At 53.2% G+C, this 18399-nt stretch carries 19 protein-coding genes; 9 read left to right on the forward strand and 10 right to left on the reverse strand.

The window, feature by feature from the left end; translation table 11 throughout:
• Nucleotides 1–31: 31 nt before the first annotated feature.
• The 7 genes from SK62_RS10995 to SK62_RS11025 all read right to left on the reverse strand — a co-directional run bounded on the left by SK62_RS10995 (nt 32) and on the right by SK62_RS11025 (nt 8833).
• Nucleotides 32–1495 carry a mannitol dehydrogenase family protein gene (locus SK62_RS10995; protein ID WP_047719596.1) on the reverse strand — a complete coding sequence of 488 codons (1464 nt, stop codon included), beginning with the start codon at nt 1493–1495 and terminating at the stop codon, nt 32–34.
• A gap of 223 nt (nt 1496–1718) precedes the next feature.
• Nucleotides 1719–3257: an MFS transporter gene (locus SK62_RS11000; RefSeq protein WP_015570613.1), complete on the reverse strand. Its 1539-nt coding sequence runs from the start codon at nt 3255–3257 to the stop codon at nt 1719–1721.
• Nucleotides 3258–3284: 27 nt separating this feature from the next.
• Nucleotides 3285–4691 (reverse strand): glucuronate isomerase, encoded by a 1407-nt coding sequence (gene uxaC / locus SK62_RS11005; RefSeq protein ID WP_047719597.1) that lies wholly within the window; start codon nt 4689–4691, stop codon nt 3285–3287.
• Nucleotides 4688–6073 (reverse strand): MFS transporter, encoded by a 1386-nt coding sequence (locus SK62_RS11010; RefSeq protein ID WP_040117592.1) that lies wholly within the window; start codon nt 6071–6073, stop codon nt 4688–4690. Before SK62_RS11010 ends, uxaC begins: the two co-directional genes overlap by 4 nt.
• Before the next feature lie 73 nt (nt 6074–6146).
• Entirely contained in the window at nt 6147–7166 is a 1020-nt protein-coding gene (locus SK62_RS11015) for a Zn-dependent oxidoreductase (protein ID WP_033486750.1), read from the reverse strand.
• A 14-nt stretch (nt 7167–7180) separates the two neighbouring features.
• Nucleotides 7181–8395 (reverse strand): D-mannonate dehydratase ManD, encoded by a 1215-nt coding sequence (gene manD, locus SK62_RS11020; protein WP_017384541.1) that lies wholly within the window; start codon nt 8393–8395, stop codon nt 7181–7183.
• A gap of 111 nt (nt 8396–8506) precedes the next feature.
• Nucleotides 8507–8833: a YnfA family protein gene (locus tag SK62_RS11025; RefSeq protein ID WP_047719598.1), complete on the reverse strand. Its 327-nt coding sequence runs from the start codon at nt 8831–8833 to the stop codon at nt 8507–8509.
• Between the two features lie 150 nt (nt 8834–8983).
• Here SK62_RS11025 and SK62_RS11030 point away from each other — a divergent pair, with 150 nt between their 5' ends.
• Together SK62_RS11030 and speG are read left to right on the forward strand one after the other, a co-directional pair.
• Nucleotides 8984–9322: a DUF1283 family protein gene (locus SK62_RS11030; protein WP_006808856.1), complete on the forward strand. Its 339-nt coding sequence runs from the start codon at nt 8984–8986 to the stop codon at nt 9320–9322.
• Nucleotides 9322–9882, forward strand: a complete 561-nt coding sequence (speG, locus tag SK62_RS11035) for a spermidine N1-acetyltransferase (protein ID WP_003857416.1) — start codon at nt 9322–9324, stop codon at nt 9880–9882. The genes SK62_RS11030 and speG overlap by 1 nt, the downstream gene beginning before the upstream one ends.
• A 17-nt stretch (nt 9883–9899) precedes the next feature.
• Here the strand turns inward: speG and SK62_RS11040 are convergent, their stop codons facing one another.
• Nucleotides 9900–10610, reverse strand: a complete 711-nt coding sequence (locus tag SK62_RS11040) for a YnfC family lipoprotein (RefSeq protein WP_047719599.1) — start codon at nt 10608–10610, stop codon at nt 9900–9902.
• Nucleotides 10611–10802: 192 nt separating this feature from the next.
• On the opposite strand from SK62_RS11040, the gene SK62_RS11045 reads away from it, so the two are divergent.
• The 7 genes from SK62_RS11045 to SK62_RS11075 all read left to right on the forward strand — a co-directional run bounded on the left by SK62_RS11045 (nt 10803) and on the right by SK62_RS11075 (nt 17197).
• Entirely contained in the window at nt 10803–11657 is an 855-nt protein-coding gene (locus SK62_RS11045) for a glycosyltransferase family 17 protein (protein WP_003857421.1), read from the forward strand.
• A 102-nt stretch (nt 11658–11759) separates the two neighbouring features.
• Nucleotides 11760–12065 carry a DUF1161 domain-containing protein gene (locus SK62_RS11050; protein WP_003857424.1) on the forward strand — a complete coding sequence of 102 codons (306 nt, stop codon included), beginning with the start codon at nt 11760–11762 and terminating at the stop codon, nt 12063–12065.
• A 129-nt stretch (nt 12066–12194) separates the two neighbouring features.
• On the forward strand, nt 12195–14633 hold the full coding sequence (gene ynfE, locus SK62_RS11055) for a selenate/tellurate reductase subunit YnfE (protein ID WP_047719601.1): 2439 nt from the start codon (nt 12195–12197) through the stop codon (nt 14631–14633).
• A gap of 10 nt (nt 14634–14643) precedes the next feature.
• Nucleotides 14644–15261 carry a DMSO/selenate family reductase complex B subunit gene (locus SK62_RS11060; protein WP_048249541.1) on the forward strand — a complete coding sequence of 206 codons (618 nt, stop codon included), beginning with the start codon at nt 14644–14646 and terminating at the stop codon, nt 15259–15261.
• Nucleotide 15262: 1 nt separating this feature from the next.
• The gene (locus SK62_RS11065; protein WP_048249543.1) at nt 15263–16117 is read left to right on the forward strand and encodes a dimethyl sulfoxide reductase anchor subunit family protein; all 855 of its coding nucleotides are present in this window, start codon (nt 15263–15265) and stop codon (nt 16115–16117) included.
• Nucleotides 16118–16161: 44 nt separating this feature from the next.
• A complete protein-coding gene (gene dmsD / locus SK62_RS11070) occupies nt 16162–16776 on the forward strand; it encodes a Tat proofreading chaperone DmsD (RefSeq protein ID WP_015570619.1) in 615 nt (204 codons plus the stop codon).
• Nucleotides 16777–16885: 109 nt separating this feature from the next.
• A complete protein-coding gene (locus tag SK62_RS11075; RefSeq protein ID WP_017384548.1) occupies nt 16886–17197 on the forward strand; it encodes a YebG family protein in 312 nt (103 codons plus the stop codon).
• A gap of 114 nt (nt 17198–17311) precedes the next feature.
• On the opposite strand, the gene SK62_RS11080 is transcribed toward SK62_RS11075, so the two are convergent.
• Nucleotides 17312–17626, reverse strand: a complete 315-nt coding sequence (locus tag SK62_RS11080) for a hypothetical protein (RefSeq protein WP_045339618.1) — start codon at nt 17624–17626, stop codon at nt 17312–17314.
• A gap of 38 nt (nt 17627–17664) precedes the next feature.
• Nucleotides 17665–18342 carry a type A chloramphenicol O-acetyltransferase gene (gene catA / locus SK62_RS11085; RefSeq protein WP_047719425.1) on the reverse strand — a complete coding sequence of 226 codons (678 nt, stop codon included), beginning with the start codon at nt 18340–18342 and terminating at the stop codon, nt 17665–17667.
• Between the last annotated feature and the right edge of the window lie 57 nt (nt 18343–18399).

Below are 18399 nucleotides of genomic sequence, written 5' to 3' on the forward strand. Positions count from 1 at the left end.
ATGCCGCCGCGGACGGCGGCATGTCATCGCGTTAAAGCCGGGAGGCGTACTCAGCAACCGTGGCCTTCGCGCCTTTTTGCAGCAACGTTTGATAGGCCTGCATGACCGCAGCCACAAACACCGCGTCCTTCGGCAGCTCGTTACCGAAAATAGCCTCAATGCCCAACAGCGCGCTAACGCGGCTTTCGCCTTCAGCGCTACCGTTTACCGCCGCCTGAATCACCGCCAGCTGCGGATCGCTCACCTCAATCGCGTTACCCTGCTCATCCACACCGCCGACATAACGCATCCAGCCCGCAACACCGAGGGCCAGCAGCGGGAAGGGTTTCTGGTGGACAAGGTGCCAGCGAACGGAATCGAGCATCCGCTGCGGCAATTTCTGGCTACCGTCCATGGCGATTTGCCAGGTGCGGTGGCGCAGGGCCGGATTGCTGTAACGTGCGATCAGCAGGTCGGCATAGTGAGCTAAATCCACCCCCTTCACTTTCAGCGTCGGCGCCTGCTCTTTCAGCATCAGCGCATGCGCGGCTGCGCGATAATGTTCATCTTCCATGCAGTCGTTAATGTGCTGATAACCGGCCAGGTAGCCGAGATAGGCCAGGAACGAGTGGCTGCCGTTAAGCATACGCAGCTTCATCTCTTCAAACGGAATGACATCAGAAACCAGTTCCGCACCGGCCTTTTCCCACTGTGGACGTCCGGCGACGAAATTATCTTCTACCACCCACTGGCGGAACGGCTCGCAGGCGACACCTGCCGGATCGCGTACGCCGGTTAGCTGTTCAATTTTATCCAGCGTTTCAGCCGTGACGGCGGGCACAATACGGTCCACCATGGTTGACGGGAAGGTGACGTTCGCTTCAATCCAGTCGGCCAGTTCGCCGTCAACAGCGCGCGCGTAGGCGCAGGTGACATTGCGCATCACGTGGCCGTTTTCCGGCATGTTATCGCATGACATCACGCTGAATGCTGGCAGCCCCGCCGCCTTACGCCGCGCCAGCGCTTCAACCACTACGCCTGGCGCAGATTTCGGCTGATGGGGGTTTTGCATGTCGGCAACGATTAACGGATGATCGAACATCAGTTGTCCGGTTGCCGGGGAGTGGCAATACCCTTTCTCGGTGATGGTCAGGGAAACAATGGCGACCTGCGGATCGCACAGCGCCGCCAGCACGGTTTCAAGGCCGTCGACCTGCGCATGCAGCGCATTTTTGACGACGCCGACCACGCGCGCCGTCCACGCATCGGCAGACATCTCTGCTACGGTATAAAGATTATCCTGTGCCTTCAGATCGGCGATCTGCTGTTCGCCGCCAATCAGGTTAACTTCGCAGTAACCCCAGTCGCTGCCCTGTTCTGCGGCGAGTATATCGGTGTACACCGCCTGGTGCGCACGGTGAAACGCGCCAAACCCTAAATGAACAATGCGTGCCTTGAGGCTGTCGCGATCGTACTGAGGACGCGTTGCCTTCGCCTGTAATAAACGGTTTTCCATGATTGAGACTCGTTAATTATGAACGCTGAGATCCGCAGCCGCTCTGGTGACAGTGCGGCTGCGCCGGTTGACTAAACCAACTAGAATGGCAGTGTCATTACTTTATCCTGCCGATCACAATACTGGTTATGCTGCCATGAACATTGATTTACATTAACTTTCGGCCAAGTGGTGTGATATAAAAATTAAGTTGTGTGACATCTGGCAAAAGATATAAACCAGATCATACAGGGGTGCGCACCGTCTGCTCGCCGGACCGGACCGTCGGCTCACGCCACAACCTGTCGTAGGAATAGCCTGTTAAATCTTCCACGACCCGGCGAGCTTCGGCGGATACGCGTTGGGGAGAGCCGTTGGCTTTCAGGCGATCCAGCTCATCCACAAAGATTTTGTGCGTACGCTTGTTCAGGTTAAATGTCAGAGCCTGCCACAGGGCCAGGATAAGCAAGGCAGCAGTGCCGATGAACATCAGCATTGCGATGGTGTGGATGGCTTCGGTTGGCTGCGTCTGGCTCCCTTTTACAAATCCGCCGCTTTGTAACAGGAGACCCACAATAAAGGTGGCAATAGCGACCGTGGTTTTTCGGGAGAATGTCATTACCGCGGCAAACAGTCCCTCACGACGCTGACGGCTGACCATTTCATCGATATCTGGAATGAACGGGAACACGTTCCACGGTGTAAACTCAAGGACGCAGCGCCCCACCTGATACACCCCGGCCAGAATGACCAGCGTCGCGACGGTATTCAGCGCAGGGATCTGGTACACGGCAAAGAAGCCCCCCAAACAGAGCAACATCAGTGAATAGGCAAATACATATAGCTTTGATGGCCCATATCTGATGATCCCTATACCCGCAATTAACGTGACGGGCAGCCCCACAATACTCATCGACAGCAGCGTGCCTGCCAGTGAGGAAGAGACATTCAGACAGTACACGCAGAAAAATACAAATACCGTGTTGTAGACATCTTTGCCGGTAAACGACAGCAGATAGATGGCGAGATGTTTCCTGAAGGCCCGGATTTTCAGGGTGGAACCATACTCCTTAAAAAGTCGTCCAAAGGCAGCCAGCTTCTCCCCTGCTGTTTGTGGGCGTGTGTTTTTTTCCAGCCCGGAGAGCATTTCCGGCGTCAACTCGCGTTCCCAGGTCACTTTCCACGAGATGAATACACATACCATAAACAGTACAGCAAAAATAACGCCGTTTATGAGGTAGGCATGGGCGCTGTTTTCCCCGAAATAGCCTATCAGTAATCCGGGAATAAATGTCGCCAGAAACGTCCCGGACGCTGAAAGAAACATGCGACAGGTAGAGAGTTTGGTCCGCTGGTTAAAGTCTTTTGTCATTTCTGACGGTAACGTTTCCCACGGGATCAGTACCATTGCAGCAATAATTTCAAATGCTAGATAGACGGCGAGATAAAAACCGTATGTCATGCCATCAAGCCACAGCAATGCATAGACCAGCATCAACGGTGCACCGATCAGCAAAAAGAAACGTCGGCGACCAAATTTTTTACCAAAATAGTTTTTGTAAAAATGGTCAGTGAAACTTCCCATAAACAAACTAACGATAGCATCGACAATGCGCGCTATAGCAACAATAGACGCCGCTTCAACCGGTGACAACCCAACAAATGTCGTATAGAAGAATAATAACCAGGCACCGATAACGGTAAAGGCACCGCCGCCCATAATATCCGTTAGTCCGTAGCCGATACTAACCGGAATAGTAATTTTTTTTGCAGTACGAGACATGTTCCATCCCCACTCAGTGAGTAGAATTTAGAATCTGAAATAGTTTTCAGCATTATCATGGCAAATATTTTTAACCATCTTCGTTAGGATGGCGTTATTATCCGGAACTTCACCACGCTCCACCCAGCCAACAATGATATTGCACAAAATACGTCGGAAATAATCGTGGCGAGTATACGAAACCAGACTACGGGAATCGGTTAACATACCGACAAAATTCATTAATAGCCCCTGATCCGCAAGGCTATGTAGCTGGTTTTCCATTCCGCGTTGAGTGTCGTTAAACCACCATCCGGAGCCAAACTGTATCGGCGATTTAACGCCCAATTCCGCAGTCTGAAAATTAGCGATAGTCGTCGCGACAATATCGTTATAGCTGGCGTTGAGGTTATATAGAATGGTTTTGGGCAAAGCTTCAGCCTGCGCCATTGCATCCAGGAGTTGGTTGAGATTGGCCGCAAGATTCGACTGATCGGTCAGCGAGTCAAAACCAGTATTACTACCCAAAGAACGGTACATGCGGGAATTATTATTGCGAATCGCACCGAAGTGTATCTGCATTGCCCAGTTATGCTGCCTGTAATTATGCGCCAGCATAATAAAAATGGCACTGTCAAGAATCGCATTATTACGGGCGTCCAGATTTTCACCCCGGCGCTTTCGGGCAAACACGGATTCAACCTGTCTTTCATCTGCTGACTGAAAATGGATCTCCACGGGTCCGTGATCGGAAATTCGGCACCCCATTTCGTGGAACCAGGCAATACGCTGGCTCATTCCCTTAACAAAATCGCTGAATGTCTGGATTTTAGATCCTGTCGTCTCACCTAATCGATCGATAAAGTCGGCAAACTGTTCCGCGTTTTGCGCAAAAACATCGTCCGGACGAAAGGTCGGTAATACCTTAACGTTGAACGTCGCGTCATCACGCAATAATTGATGGTAGCGTAAATCATCAAGCGGAGCATCTGTCGTGCAAATAACTTCTACCCTGGAGCGTTTAATGAGTTCCCTCGGCGTAAAATCAGGCTGCTGCAATAGCAGATTACAGTGCTCCATTATTTCACGCCAGTTATGCCTGCCCAGCGGTTCGTCACAGTTAAAATAGTGGTGAAGTTCTAAATGAGTCCAGTGATAGAGCGGATTTCCATAGCTCGCTTCGACCGTTTCAGCCCATGCCGCAAATTTATCCTCCGCCGGGGCATCGCCCGTAATGTATTTTTCGTCAATACCGTTGGCGCGCATGGCGCGCCATTTATAATGATCGCCAGCCAGCCAGAGTTCGGTAATATTATCGAGATTTTTATTCTCGAAGATATCTTTCGCGTCCAGGTGACAGTGATAATCAATAATTGGCAGCGCTTTCGCGACGTTTCGATAAAGTTCAACACCTCTCGCATTGCCAATCATAAAGTTATCGTTAATAAAACTCATGACAGGGCTCCATATTTCCGCTGCTTCGCTGCGGTATCGCTCTGGCGCAGGGGTTCAGCTGCATCTTCCACCAGGCTCAAATCGCGGTCGCGCACTTCTGGCATCAGCAAAGCGGAGACCAGCCCAATCAGCGAGTACGCCACCAGCATCGCCACAATCGGCCACCAGGACCCGGTCATATTGCAGAAGATCCCCGCCAGCACCGGACCAAAGCCTACCGCCACGAGACCGCCCGCCTCTTTGGAGATCGCCATGCGGGTAAAGCGGTTCCGCGATCCAAACATCTCCGCCATGGTGATGTTTTCCAGCGCAAACAGCCCGAGCACCGCAAAGTTATGAATAACGATGATAGAGAGCATAATCACGCCCGGCGCGTAACTCTTATCGACGATAATCGACAGCATCGGGTAAGCCAGAATAATGGCTGAAATGTTAAGGATGATATATGGCAGACGGCGCCCCACTTTATCGGACAGCCAGCCCAGCAGCGGGATAGAGACGAAGCCAAGAATCGAGCTGATCATCAGCGCATCGGTTGGGATCGCTTTATCAAATAACAGCGTCTGTACCAAGTACCCGGCAAGGAAGGTCTGGATAAGCCCAGAGTTACCGGCCTGACCAAAGCGCAGCCCCGTCGCCAGCCAGAACGATTTGCTCTTAAACATCGCGCCGACCGAGGTATCCTGCACAGCAACCGGCGCAACGGCTTCGGCATCGTTTACCTTCTCAAACACCGGGCTCTCTTTAAGGTTCATACGCAGCCAGATGGCGAAGATCATCACCACCACGCTGGCGAGGAACGGCACGCGCCAGCCCCAGGCAATAAGTTCTTCACGATCGAGGGCAAAGAACATCACGGCCCAGATCGCCGTGGCGCTCAGCGTCCCGCAGTTGGTGCCCATGGCCACCAGCGAGGAGATGATGCCGCGTTTACCCTGCGGGGCGTATTCGGCCAGCATGGTGCCTGCGCCGGAGATTTCAGCCCCCGCGCCCAGCCCCTGAATAATACGCAGCGTCACCAGCAGCACCGGTGCGAAAATCCCGATCTGCGCGTAGGTTGGCAGGACGCCGATTAAGGTGGTGCAGATCCCCATCATGGTGATGGTGATAAACAGCACTTTTTTACGGCCAATTCTGTCGCCCATTCTGCCGAAGATAAATGCCCCGACAATACGCGCGATGTAGCCTGCGCCGTAGGTGCCCATCGCCAGGATCAGCGCCATGGCCGCGGACTGCTCAGGGAAGAAAATTTCATGAAACACCAGCGCGGCGCCAAGGGAGTAGAGCTGGAAATCCATAAACTCCAGGGCGGTGCCCAGCCAGCCAGATACGGCGGCTTTCACCAGATCTGACGTACTTCTTTGAGGTTGTGCTTGAGTCATAATGGCTATCTCTGCAAGGTAAGATGCGTACCACTGAGAGCCTGTCTTCGCAGGCTCTTAACCGCGTGAATTATTATTGGTCGAACGTGAGCAAGACTTTGCAGCACTGCCGCTGGTCTTTTTCAAACAGTTCGATGGCGTCTGTAACGTGGTGATAGTCAAATGTATGGGTGACCAGTTTTTCAGGGTCGATCAGCCCTTTTTCCAGCCAGTCAATGACCACCGGGAATTTGTTGGCATTCAGGCGCGAAGAGAAGATCGACAGCTCTTTGCCGGTGATCCCCTGCTGCACAATCTGGCTCGGGTCGCTGGAGAAGCCCATCAGCACGATGCGCGCCGCCGGAGACGCCAGCGTAATCGCTTCCTGTAAAATGGACGGATGACAGGCAGCATCGATGATTAACGTCGGCTTGATGCCTTTTTCATCCAGCGCGGTCTGTAAGGACTGCTCGCCGTTGTTGAAAACCCAGTCTGCGCCGCTGCGTTGCGCCATCTCCAGCCGCTCATCAATGCGATCCACCACGATGACCTGCTTCACCTTGTAAACGCCCTTCAGCGCCTGCACGGTGACCAGCCCCATCGGGCCTGCGCCGTAAATCAGCGCCACATCCTGTTCGGTGGGTTTCGCCTGCCCCGTTACGTTGGCGGCAATGGTGAATGGCTCAACCATCACCGCGTGGTGGTCAGGGATCGCATCCGGAATGCGCCAGGCATTTTTCGCCGGCACCACGGCGTATTCGCTGAAGCCGCCGTCACGGTGGACGCCCAGCACCACCAGCGAAGTACAAACGTTCGGTTTTCCAACGGAACACGGGTAGCAGTGCCCGCAGCTGATCACCGGATCAACCGAAACGCGCTGGCCCAGTCGGGTGCCCTCCACGCCTTCGCCAACCGCGTCTATTTCGCCAAAGAACTCGTGACCGATTACCCGCGGGTATTTTGCAAACGGGTTATGCCCGCGATAGATATGGCTGTCTGAACCGCAAATACCGGCGAGCTTAATTTTGACGCGGACGTCGCCTGCGCCCGGCAACGGGAGAGGACGCTCTTCAATCACCAGCACATCCGGCTGTTGGATCACTACGCTTTTCATCATTCGCTCCTCGTTTACCAGTTCCAGAGGGTGCCGTCTTCCAGACGAGCCACCGGCAGATAAGCCGGATCGTACGGGTATTTCGCCGCCAGCTTCTCATCAAACTCAATGCCCAGCCCTGGCTTGTCGCCCGGGTGCATATAGCCGTTATCGAAGCGCCAGCTGTGCGGGAACACTTCCAGCATCTGCTCCGAATACCCCATATACTCTTGCACGCCAAAGTTCGGTACCCACAGGTCAAAATGCAGCGCCGCGGCGTGGCAAATCGGCGACAGATCCGACGGGCCGTGTGAGCCGGTACGCACCTGATAAAGTGAGGCAAAGTCCGCAATGCGACGCATCCCGGTGATGCCGCCCGCATGGGTTATGGTGGCGCGGATATAGTCAATGAGCTGCTCTTCAATCAGCTGCTTGCAGTCCCAGATGCTGTTGAACACTTCCCCCACCGCAATGGGCGTGACGGTGTGCTGGCGGATCAGGCGGAAACACTCCTGGTTTTCAGCGGGAGTCGGATCTTCCATCCAGAACAGACGGTACTCTTCAATGCTTTTGCCGAATCGCGCCGCTTCGATGGGCGTCAGACGGTGGTGCATGTCGTGAAGGAGATGTTCATTGAAGCCGAACTGACTGCGCACTGCGTCGAACAGTTTCGGCGTGAAGTCGAGGTATTTTTCAGTGGACCACAGCTGCTCTTCCGGCCAGGCGCCCTTGGTCGCTGGCTCATACGCCAGCCCTTTTCCTTTTGCCATGCCGTAGGTGGTTTTCATTCCCGGCACGCCGCACTGCACGCGAATTGCCTTGAAGCCCATCTCTTTATGACGGGCATAATCTTCCAGCACGTCGTCAATGGTGTGCCCGGTGGTGTGACAATAAACCATCACCCCTTCCCGGGAGGCTCCGCCCAGAAGCTGATAGAGCGGCATGTTCGCGGCTTTCGCCTTAATGTCCCACAACGCCATATCCACGGCAGAAATCGCTGACATGGTGACCGGACCACGACGCCAGTACGCGCCTTTATAGAAGAACTGCCAGATATCTTCGATGCGGTGCGCATCGCGGCCAATCAACTGAGGGCACAGGTGATCTTTCAGGTAGGAGGCAACGGAAAGTTCACGTCCGTTCAGCGTGGCATCACCCAGGCCGACAATGCCCTCATCGGTGGTGATTTTAAGGGTGACAAAGTTACGCCCCGGGCAGGTGACAAATACTTCAGCCCCGACAATCTTCATAATCCATTTCCTTACATCGCTCGTTGTGATGCAGGAAATTTACGCAACTACACTACTACCATACAAGTATAATGATCGTAAAATCAGCGGGCGATCACACTATAAGGACGCTTATGCGCGTCCCCAACCGGCCACGATGATCAACATGCCGCACAGGGCAATCAGCGCGCCTGCCCAGTCATACAGGCTTAGCCTGACGCCATCGACAACGCGCAGCCACAGCAGCGCGGTACAGACGTACACTCCGCCGTAGGCCGCATATACCCTCCCGCTGGCGGCCGGATGCAGGGTGAGCAGCCAGACAAAAAGGGCCAGGGACAAACCCGCCGGGATCAGCAGCAGCGCGGAAGCGCCCCGCTTTAGCCAGAGCCACGGCAAAAAGCATCCGATGATTTCGCACAGCGCGGTCGCGAAAAAAAGCAGCGTCGTTTTGAACATTTTTCTCGTTTCGTGAGGATTGATTTAGACATCATACGCGATAATGTTCACATCGTTCCCATACCTGCCGCGCGGGTATGACACCCTTTCGGATTGGTGTAGAATCCAACGGGGTAATCCGATTGTCTGCACCCGTTTAAAGGAAACGCTATGACTACATTAAGCAAACGCCTTTGTCTGACAGCCGTACTGGCGCTGTCATCGTTCGCCTTCGCCGCAACGGCATCAGCCGAAACCAGCAAACTCATCATTGAGTCTGGTGACAGCGCGCAAAGCCGTCAGAACGCCGCCATGGACAAAGAACAATGGAATGACACCCGCAGCCTGCGTCAGAAAGTGAATAAGCGCGTGGAAAAAGAGTGGGATAAAGAAGACGTCGCGTTTGATGCCCGCGACAAATGCCAGCAAAGTGCCAACGTCAACGCCTATTGGGAGCCTAACACCCTGCGCTGTCTGGATCGTCGCACTGGCCGCACGGTAGCACCGTAATGTCGACGCCGTGTGACGTTAAGCTCCGTCCGCTGGAGCGCGAAGATTTACGCTTTGTTCACCAGCTCGACAACAATGCCAGCGTGATGCGCTACTGGTTTGAAGAGCCTTATGAGGCGTTTGTCGAGCTGTCCGATCTCTACGACAAGCATATCCACGATCAGAGTGAACGCCGGTTTGTGGTGGAGTGCGAAGGTGAGAAAGCCGGGCTGGTTGAACTGGTTGAGATCAACCACGTTCACCGTCGAGCGGAATTTCAGATCATTATTTCACCGGAGCACCAGGGGAAAGGTCTTGCGTCGCGGGCGGCAAAGCTGGCGATGGATTACGGGTTTAACGTCCTGAATCTCTACAAGCTTTACCTTATCGTCGACAAAGAGAACGAAAAAGCGATTCATATCTACCGTAAGCTGGGCTTTATGGTGGAAGGTGAACTGATCCATGAGTTCTTTATTAACGGCGAATACCGTAACACCATCCGCATGTGCATTTTCCAGCATCAGCATCTGGCCGGGCATAAGTCCTCCTCCGCCAGCCTGCTTAAACCCACCGCGCAGTAACCTGCGCGGTTTTATTCTCAATAATATTCAATGCTGTTTTTGATGGTGTACTTGTGCTCAACGGCAGGTTTGACGCTGTCATCGGTGATCACCAGCTCACAGCTCACCGGGTTATTGTGGCGATCGTAATCACAGCTCTGCTTTACATTGCCCATCGGTTTATCGTTCAACAGGCTTACCGCCGTATAATCCATGCGCTTGCGCAGATCTTTCGACGGCACCGACTTGACCGATAAACGCTTGTCGCCGGAAACTGTAGTTTTACCCAGCGGGTAGCCGTCGGCGTCATACTGGTACTTCACTTCCATCTCTTTGCTGTGCGCGGCAACCACAAACCCGTTATCGTCGGTGTCCCACGTCAGGCCGGCAGACGGCAGTTCCGCCAGCTGACATTTTCCCTGCAACTTTACCTTCTGCTGCTGGGTTTCCGCATCGACGTAGTAGTTAGCATCCAGCACCATCGCAACGCCCGTATTAGCGTCGAGATCGTGCAGTTCAAGCGTATCGAAACACCCTTCCGTTGACATCGTGCCGGTCACACGTTTAGAGACTTCACCCTTATCGTTGAACAGCGTCTGGGTAAAATCCTTCACCGGCCCGCGCAGAGGATCAAAGTCAAACTCGTTCGAAAAACTCGCCATCTCCGGCGTAAATGACAGCGGCGCGGTGTTGTTGTCGCATCCCACCAGTACCGTTGCCAGTAGCGTTATCGCTGCGTATTTGTTCACATCATTTACCGTTCAAAGAGAGATACAATCATATTAGCAAATACAGCAACTTACATAACAGCACTTCATTTGACTCTTTGCGCTGTATAAATCCGTCGTTTGCATTGACGAGACCTGTCAAAGTGGCTACTTTGGGCGCGGAAGATTCCACACTATTATAAAATTAGATTCTTAAATTTTCGGGTTAACATCATGATTTACGACTGTTTTTTATACTATGACGAAGATATGTTGCTCGACATCAGATTACATACTCTCGCTGATGTCGTTGACCGTTTTGTCATTGTAGAAGCAACACACTCTTTTACGGGCATACCGAGAGAATTGCATTTCGATATTACAAAGTTTGCCAAATTCAAAGACAAAATCATTTACGTGCCTTTTGACGCGCAGCCTATTTTAAACCGTGCGGATAATAACCAGGTTGATGCCTGGGCAAATGAAGCAGCGCTTCGCAACTCCATTATGAACGGGTTAAAAGACGCGGCAGACGACGATCTGATTCTGGTGTCAGACGTTGACGAAATCTTCTCTCCCGACACGGTCAGGGCCATTAATCCGCGCGCGCTCTGCACGACTATTCATCAAAACGTGTTCAACTATCAGTTTAATCTCCAGGTTCACAACACGGATGGTACGCCGAGAAAATGTACCTTGCCCCGCGCGACGTCCTATTACAACCTTAAGCATTTCTTCCACGGTGAGCCTGAATCTTTCAGAAACTGGAAGCGTGCGCGCAAAGATAAAAACTGGTCATGGTTTAAATGGAACTGGCTAAAAATCAATAATAAAATTGTGAAAGATGGCGGCTGGCATTTCTCATGGGTAATGACTCCAGAAAGAATTTCCGAAAAAATGTCTACCATTTCTCATACCGAATACGATCTGCCGGAATTTAATAACCCGGAACATATTATGAAGGTTATTACCAACGCCGAAGATATCTGGGGACGAGACCGAAAACTGGTCAGGCAAGAGGTATCAAAACGCACCCTGCCTTCTTATCTGGTAGACAATCAGCACCATTACTCGCAATTTATTTTATGACGCAGGCAGGGCTCCAGGACAATTCAGAAAGACAGGTCCAAAAACAAAAGCTTACCCTAACCCTGCTATGCTTACAGTCCACACAGTGAAAAGGAGCTACAGATGAAACGGTTACCCTGGATTACCGCCCTGCTGTTAATGAGTGCTTCACCCGCTCTTCTTGCGGCCCCGGACTCCTGCGAGCGCGTGAAAAGCGACATTCAGCAGAAGATTATCAACAACGGCGTACCGGAGTCTGGCTTTACCCTGAACATCGTCCCGAACGATCAGGCCGATCAGCCGGATGCGCAGGTCGTTGGGCATTGTGCCAACGATACTTTCAAAATTTTGTACACCCGCACCAGTAGCGGCAACTACCCGGTGAGCGGCGCAGGTACGCAAGAGAATGCGCCCGCTGAGCCGCAATGATTTTCCCACTCAATTCCCCTGATTTGACGAGGATTAATATTTAATACCTCTAAATAAGTAACACCCCCCCATCATTAGCCCGGTTGTAGTCACGGGTGAAAATAATTATTAACAATGATGGGGTGAGTTATGTCCGAAGTTGAACATCACGGCGGTATAAGCCGTCGAACTCTGGTTAAATCTACTGCCATAGGATCTCTGGCGCTTGCCGCCGGTGGGATCGCATTACCTTTTGGTCTGAAAAGCGCCGCCGCCGCTGTGCAGTCCGCTATTCAGCCCGCAGAAGACAAAGTTGTCTGGGGCGCCTGCTCGGTAAACTGCGGTAGCCGCTGCGCGCTACGTCTGCACGTTCGCGATGACGAAGTCTACTGGGTTGAAACGGATAATACCGGCGAGGATATTTACGGCAACCATCAGGTTCGCGCCTGTCTGCGAGGCCGTTCAATTCGCCGTCGCATTAATCACCCAGACCGTCTGAACTATCCGATGAAACGCGTGGGCAAACGCGGAGAAGGCAAGTTTGAGCGTATCACCTGGGAAGAAGCGCTGGACACCATCGCCGCGAGCCTGAAAAGCGTGGTCGAAAAATACGGCAACGAAGCGGTCTACATTAACTACTCCTCCGGAATTGTAGGCGGCAACATCACCCGCTCCTCCCCTTATGCCTCGCTGGTCGCGCGCCTGATGAACTGCTACGGCGGCTTCCTCAGCCACTACGGCACCTACAGCACCGCGCAGATCGCCTGCGCAATGCCCTACACCTACGGCAGCAACGACGGCAACAGCACATCGGATATCGAAAACACCAAACTGGTCGTGATGTTCGGCAATAATCCGGCGGAAACGCGCATGAGCGGCGGCGGGATCACTTACTACCTTGAGCAGGCGCGCGAACGGTCAAACGCGCGGATGATCGTTATCGATCCGCGCTACACCGACACTGCCGCAGGGCGTGAAGACGAGTGGATCCCGATTCGTCCGGGCACCGATGCCGCGCTGGTGGCAGGTATTGCGTGGGTGCTGATTAATGAAAATCTTGTCGATCAACCTTTCCTCGATAAATACTGCGTGGGTTATGACGAAAAAACCCTGCCGGAAGGCGCACCGGCTAATGGTCATTACAAAGCCTATATTCTCGGCCAGGGTGATGACAAAACCGCGAAAACCCCTGAGTGGGCGTCTCGCATAACGGGCATCCCTGCCGATCGCATCATTAAGCTGGCCCGTGAAATCGGTTCGGCGAAACCGGCCTACATTTGCCAGGGCTGGGGCCCGCAGCGTCAGGCTAACGGGGAGCAAACGTCCCGCGCCATCGCCATGCTGCCGATCCTGACCGGCAACGTCGGCATTAACGGCGGCAACAGCGGCGCGCGCGAATCGACCTACACCATCACCATCGAACGCATGCCGCTGCCGGAAAATCCGGTGAAAACGCAAATTTCCTGCTTCAGCTGGACGGATGCCATCGTGCGTGGACCGGAGATGACCGCCCTGCGCGACGGCGTACGCGGCAAAGATAAGCTCGATGTGCCGATCAAGTTCATCTGGAACTACGCGGGTAATACCATCATCAACCAGCACTCCGATATCAACAAAACTCACGACATTTTGCAGGATGAGAACAAGTGCGAAACGATCGTCGTCATCGACAACTTCATGACCTCGTCCGCGAAGTATGCCGATATTGTTCTGCCGGACCTGATGACCGTCGAGCAGGAAGATATCATCCCCAACGATTACGCCGGCAACATGGGATACCTGATTTTTCTCCAGCCGGTTACCGCCCCGAAGTTCGAGCGCAAGCCCATCTACTGGATCATGAGTGAAGTGGCGAAACGCCTCGGACCGGATATCCATCAGAAATTCACTGAAGGCCGTACGCAGGAGCAGTGGCTGCGCTACCTGTACGCCAAAATGGTCGCCAAAGATCCGCTGCTGCCGTCCTACGACGCGCTGAAAAAAATGGGTATTTATAAGCGCAAAGATCCTAACGGACATTTCGTGGCCTATAAAAAATTCCGTGACGATCCGGATGCCAATCCGCTGAAAACCCCGTCGGGCAAAATCGAGATCTACTCCAGCAAGCTGGCGGATATTGCGGCAACCTGGGAACTGCAAAAAGACGAGACCATCACCCCGCTGCCGGTCTATACCTCAACCTTTGAAGGCTGGGACGCGCCCGAGCGCAGCAAATTCCCGCTGCAACTGTTCGGTTTCCACTTTAAAGCCCGTACCCACTCCAGCTACGGCAACGTGGATGTGCTCCAGGCCGCCTGTCGCCAGGAGGTGTGGCTTAACCCTGTGGATGCGGAGCAACGTGGAATCAAAAACGGGGATATGGTGCGCGTCTTCAACGACCGCGGCGAAGTGCGTATTGCCGCGAAAGTCACCCCGCGCATCATGCCCGGAGTAAGTGCGATGGGCCAGGGCGCCTGGCATGACGCCAACATGAACGGCGATCGTGTCGATCACGGCTCCTGCATCAATACCCTGACCACGCACCGCCCGTCACCGCTGGCGAAAGGCAACCCGCAGCACACGAACCTGGTGCAGATCGAGAAGGCATAAGGATTAACCGATGACTACCCAGTATGGATTTTTTATTGATTCCAGCCGCTGCACCGGGTGTAAAACCTGCGAGCTGGCCTGCAAGGATTACAAAGACCTGACCCCGGACGTTAGCTTCCGGCGTATTTATGAATATGCGGGCGGCGACTGGCAGGAGGACAACGGCGTCTGGCATCAGGATGTCTTCGCCTATTACCTGTCGATTGCCTGCAACCACTGCGAAGATCCGGCCTGCACCAAGGTCTGCCCGAGCGGGGCAATGCACAAGCGCGACGACGGTTTTGTGGTGGTGGACGAGGATGTCTGCATCGGCTGTCGCTACTGCCACATGGCCTGTCCGTACGGCGCGCCGCAGTACAATGCCGCCAAAGGCCACATGACCAAGTGCGACGGCTGCCACACCCGCGTGGCGGACGGCAAAAAGCCCATCTGCGTCGAGTCCTGCCCGCTGCGCGCGCTGGACTTTGGCCCGATTGAGGAGCTGCGCAAAAAACACGGCCAGCTTGCTGCCGTCGCGCCGCTGCCGTCTGCGCACTTCACGAAGCCGAGTATTGTGATTAAACCTAACGCCAACAGCCGTCCGACGGGTGACACCACCGGCTACCTGGCAAACCCGAAGGAGGTGTGAGATGGGAAGTGGATGGCATGAATGGCCGCTGGTGATCTTCACCGTTTTCGGGCAGTGCGTGGCCGGCGCGTTAATCGTGATGGGCTTCGTCTGGCTTAAGGAAAATGATGACAAGGCCAGAATGCGCATCGTGCGCAGCCTGTTTTTTCTCTGGCTGGTAATGGGTATTGGGTTTATGGCCTCGGTACTGCATCTTGGCTCCCCGCTGCGTGCCTTCAACTCGCTTAACCGCGTGGGCGCGTCAGCGCTGAGTAATGAGATCGCGGCGGGTTCGATCTTCTTTGCCGTGGGCGGTTTCTGGTGGCTGGTGTCGGTTATCGGTAAAATGCCCCCAGCTTTGGGCAAAATCTGGCTGGTTGTCAGCCAGATCCTGGGCATCGTTTTTGTCTGGGCGATGACCCGGGTCTATCAGATTGAGACTGTCCCGACCTGGTATACGGGTTACACCACGCTGAGCTTCTTCCTGACGATGGTCCTTGCTGGTCCTCTGCTGGCTGCACTGCTGCTGCGCGCCGCAAACGTGACATTCAAAGGCACTCTTGCCGCGTCTGTCAGCGTACTGGCACTTATCGTCTGCGTGGCGGTCGTCGTGTTGCAAAGCAATATGCTGGGGACAATACAGAGTTCCATCCAGCAGGCTAACGCCCTGCTTCCGGATTATGGTTCGCTTCAGGTATGGCGCATCGCGCTGCTGGCGGCGGGTTTAGGCTGCTGGATCTGCCCGCTGATTCGTCGTCAGGAGCCAAAAACGCTCGGCCTGTTTGCAGGTGTCGTGCTGGTGGCACTGGGTGAACTGATTGGCCGTGGGCTATTTTATGGTCTGCATATGACCGCAGGGTTAGCAATTGCAGGTTAACACAGGTGCGCGGGGCTACCCGCGCGCAAGTAAGGAAAGTTGTAATGAATGACGTCTCACACCGCGAATCGTTCGCGTTCAGCGCCCGGGTACTGGGCGCGCTGTTTTATTTCGCTCCAGACAGCGAGCAGACCGCGCCGCTGGTGAGTGCCCTGACCGCAGGTGACTGGGTTCAGGACTGGCCGCTGGCGGAGGAAAATCTGCTGCCTGTCGCCAGTATGTTTAAGACCCCATCGGATGAAGCGTTGAAAGACGCCTGGCAGCGTCTGTTTATTGGCCCGTATGCCCTGCCCGCCCCCCCGTGGGGCTCGGTCTGGCTTGATCGCGAGTCCGTGCTGTTTGGCGATTCGACCCTCGCGTTGCGTCAGTGGATGCGTGAAAACCATATCGCCTTTGAGATGCAGCAGAATGAGCCCGAAGATCATTTCGGAACGTTGCTGATGCTGGCGGCATGGCTTGCCGAGAACGGTCGCGAAACAGAACGCGACCAGCTTCTTGCCTGGCATCTGCTGCCATGGAGCACGCGTTTCCTTAGCGTATTCGTTGAAAACGCGGCCCATCCGTTCTACACCGCGCTGGGTAAACTTGCCCAGCTGACGCTGGCGGAATGGCAGTCCACTTTGCTGATCCCGATTGCCGAAAAAACGCTGTACCGATAACAGCACCTGGCTTGTCCACCCGTTGTGCAGGCCAGGCTCGCACATTTTTGCTGCAACACAACGTCACAACTGCTATACTGTATATAATTACAGTATACAGGGGTGCACAATGGCTGTTGAAACAAAATTTGTTGTCGTAAGAAAAGGTGAAGAAAAAATGACATTTGCCAGTAAGAAAGAGGCTGACGCTCACGACAAACTGCTCGATATGGCAGAAGCGTTTACCGACTGGCTGTTGCAAAGTGGAATGCAGATGGATGAAACGCAGGCGGAGAACCTTGGTCTTTATCTCGCCGAGCAGAAAGAGTCCGTGCAGCATATCCTGCGTACCAGCAAGCTTCCCGAGCTCAATGCTGAAACGGATAAAACAGCATCAGATGCGGACAGCAGCAAAAAAATCCGGGCCGTCAAAGCCGCCTGATCGTCAGAACGTCTAATCACCTGTCCTTCCGCCGCGGGCCGGAAACGGCTCGCGGCTTTATTAAGGTCGGCTGAACCTTATATTCATCAACCGTAACCCTGAAAATACGTCCTGTTATCTTGATTTGTCCGCCTCAACGTTTACGCTGATATTCAGCCTTTTTGCTTCCATGGTTATCATTGTTTTGGCCAGGTCCTTATCGCCCCCGTGCACTTTATCTATCAGATCCTGTACAAGTGTCATCATCAGGAAGTTTTTATTTGCAGGATAGAAATCTGTCATAGTGATCCCGTTATCCTTCAGGCGCTGATGCGCCACCGTCTCTGTATCTGCGATTATTTCAGCTACTTTCTCATGCATGATCTCGATCTGCTCGAAAACAATGCGGTTAATCATTTCAATCTGTTCTGGCGTAAAATTCGGTTCCATTATTTCCCCTCGTCAGGCGTATGTTAAAAACACGTGAATCACACGTTGAGCGCCTCTGAATGGTGCGGTAAATTATCACACAACTCTTGTAACTCGTTGATCAGCCTGGCCACATGGAAACCGTCACAGACAGAATGATGGACCTGAACGGCGAAAGGCAACAAGACCTTTCCATCCTGGTTATAGTATTTTCCAAACGTGAACATGGGCGCAAAAAAATTCCGCATGTTAGCGACGTTGACGTTGAAACTGCTAAAGCTGACCCACGGAATATCCGATATGAAGAATATATTTTCCCGGGACTCTTCCTTAGGCCAATAAGCAAGGATATTGCCATAGCGGGCGACATCTTCTGCATAAACGCGCTGAAAATGGTGAATATTTCCATCGTAATGACTCCATAACGATGAAAACGTCTCCGTTTCTTTATGGAAAAGGGTATAGCTTGGATGAACCTCATTCCATATTACAAGCTCATCATCCTTCATGGCCATACGGAATTCCGGATGCCGGTTTACGACGTCAGAAATAAGGGAAATAATCGCAGGATAAAATTTCCAGCCAACCTCTTTGATATGCTTTAGCAGCACGGTAATGTCCAGCTGAACCGTTTGGTTAAATGTAGATTGAGCAAAGCCCTGAAATACTTCAAAGTGTTCCTTTCTTGCCCAACGTGATAAGTCAACTACCGTATATTCTGGCACTATTTTTGTCATTTCAGAGCCTTAGTTGAGCTGCGCTATATAAAATAGTAGCGTATCACAAACGTAGGG

Source organism: Enterobacter sp. BIDMC109 (assembly GCF_001037885.1).
Classification (GTDB): domain Bacteria; phylum Pseudomonadota; class Gammaproteobacteria; order Enterobacterales; family Enterobacteriaceae; genus Enterobacter; species Enterobacter hormaechei_C.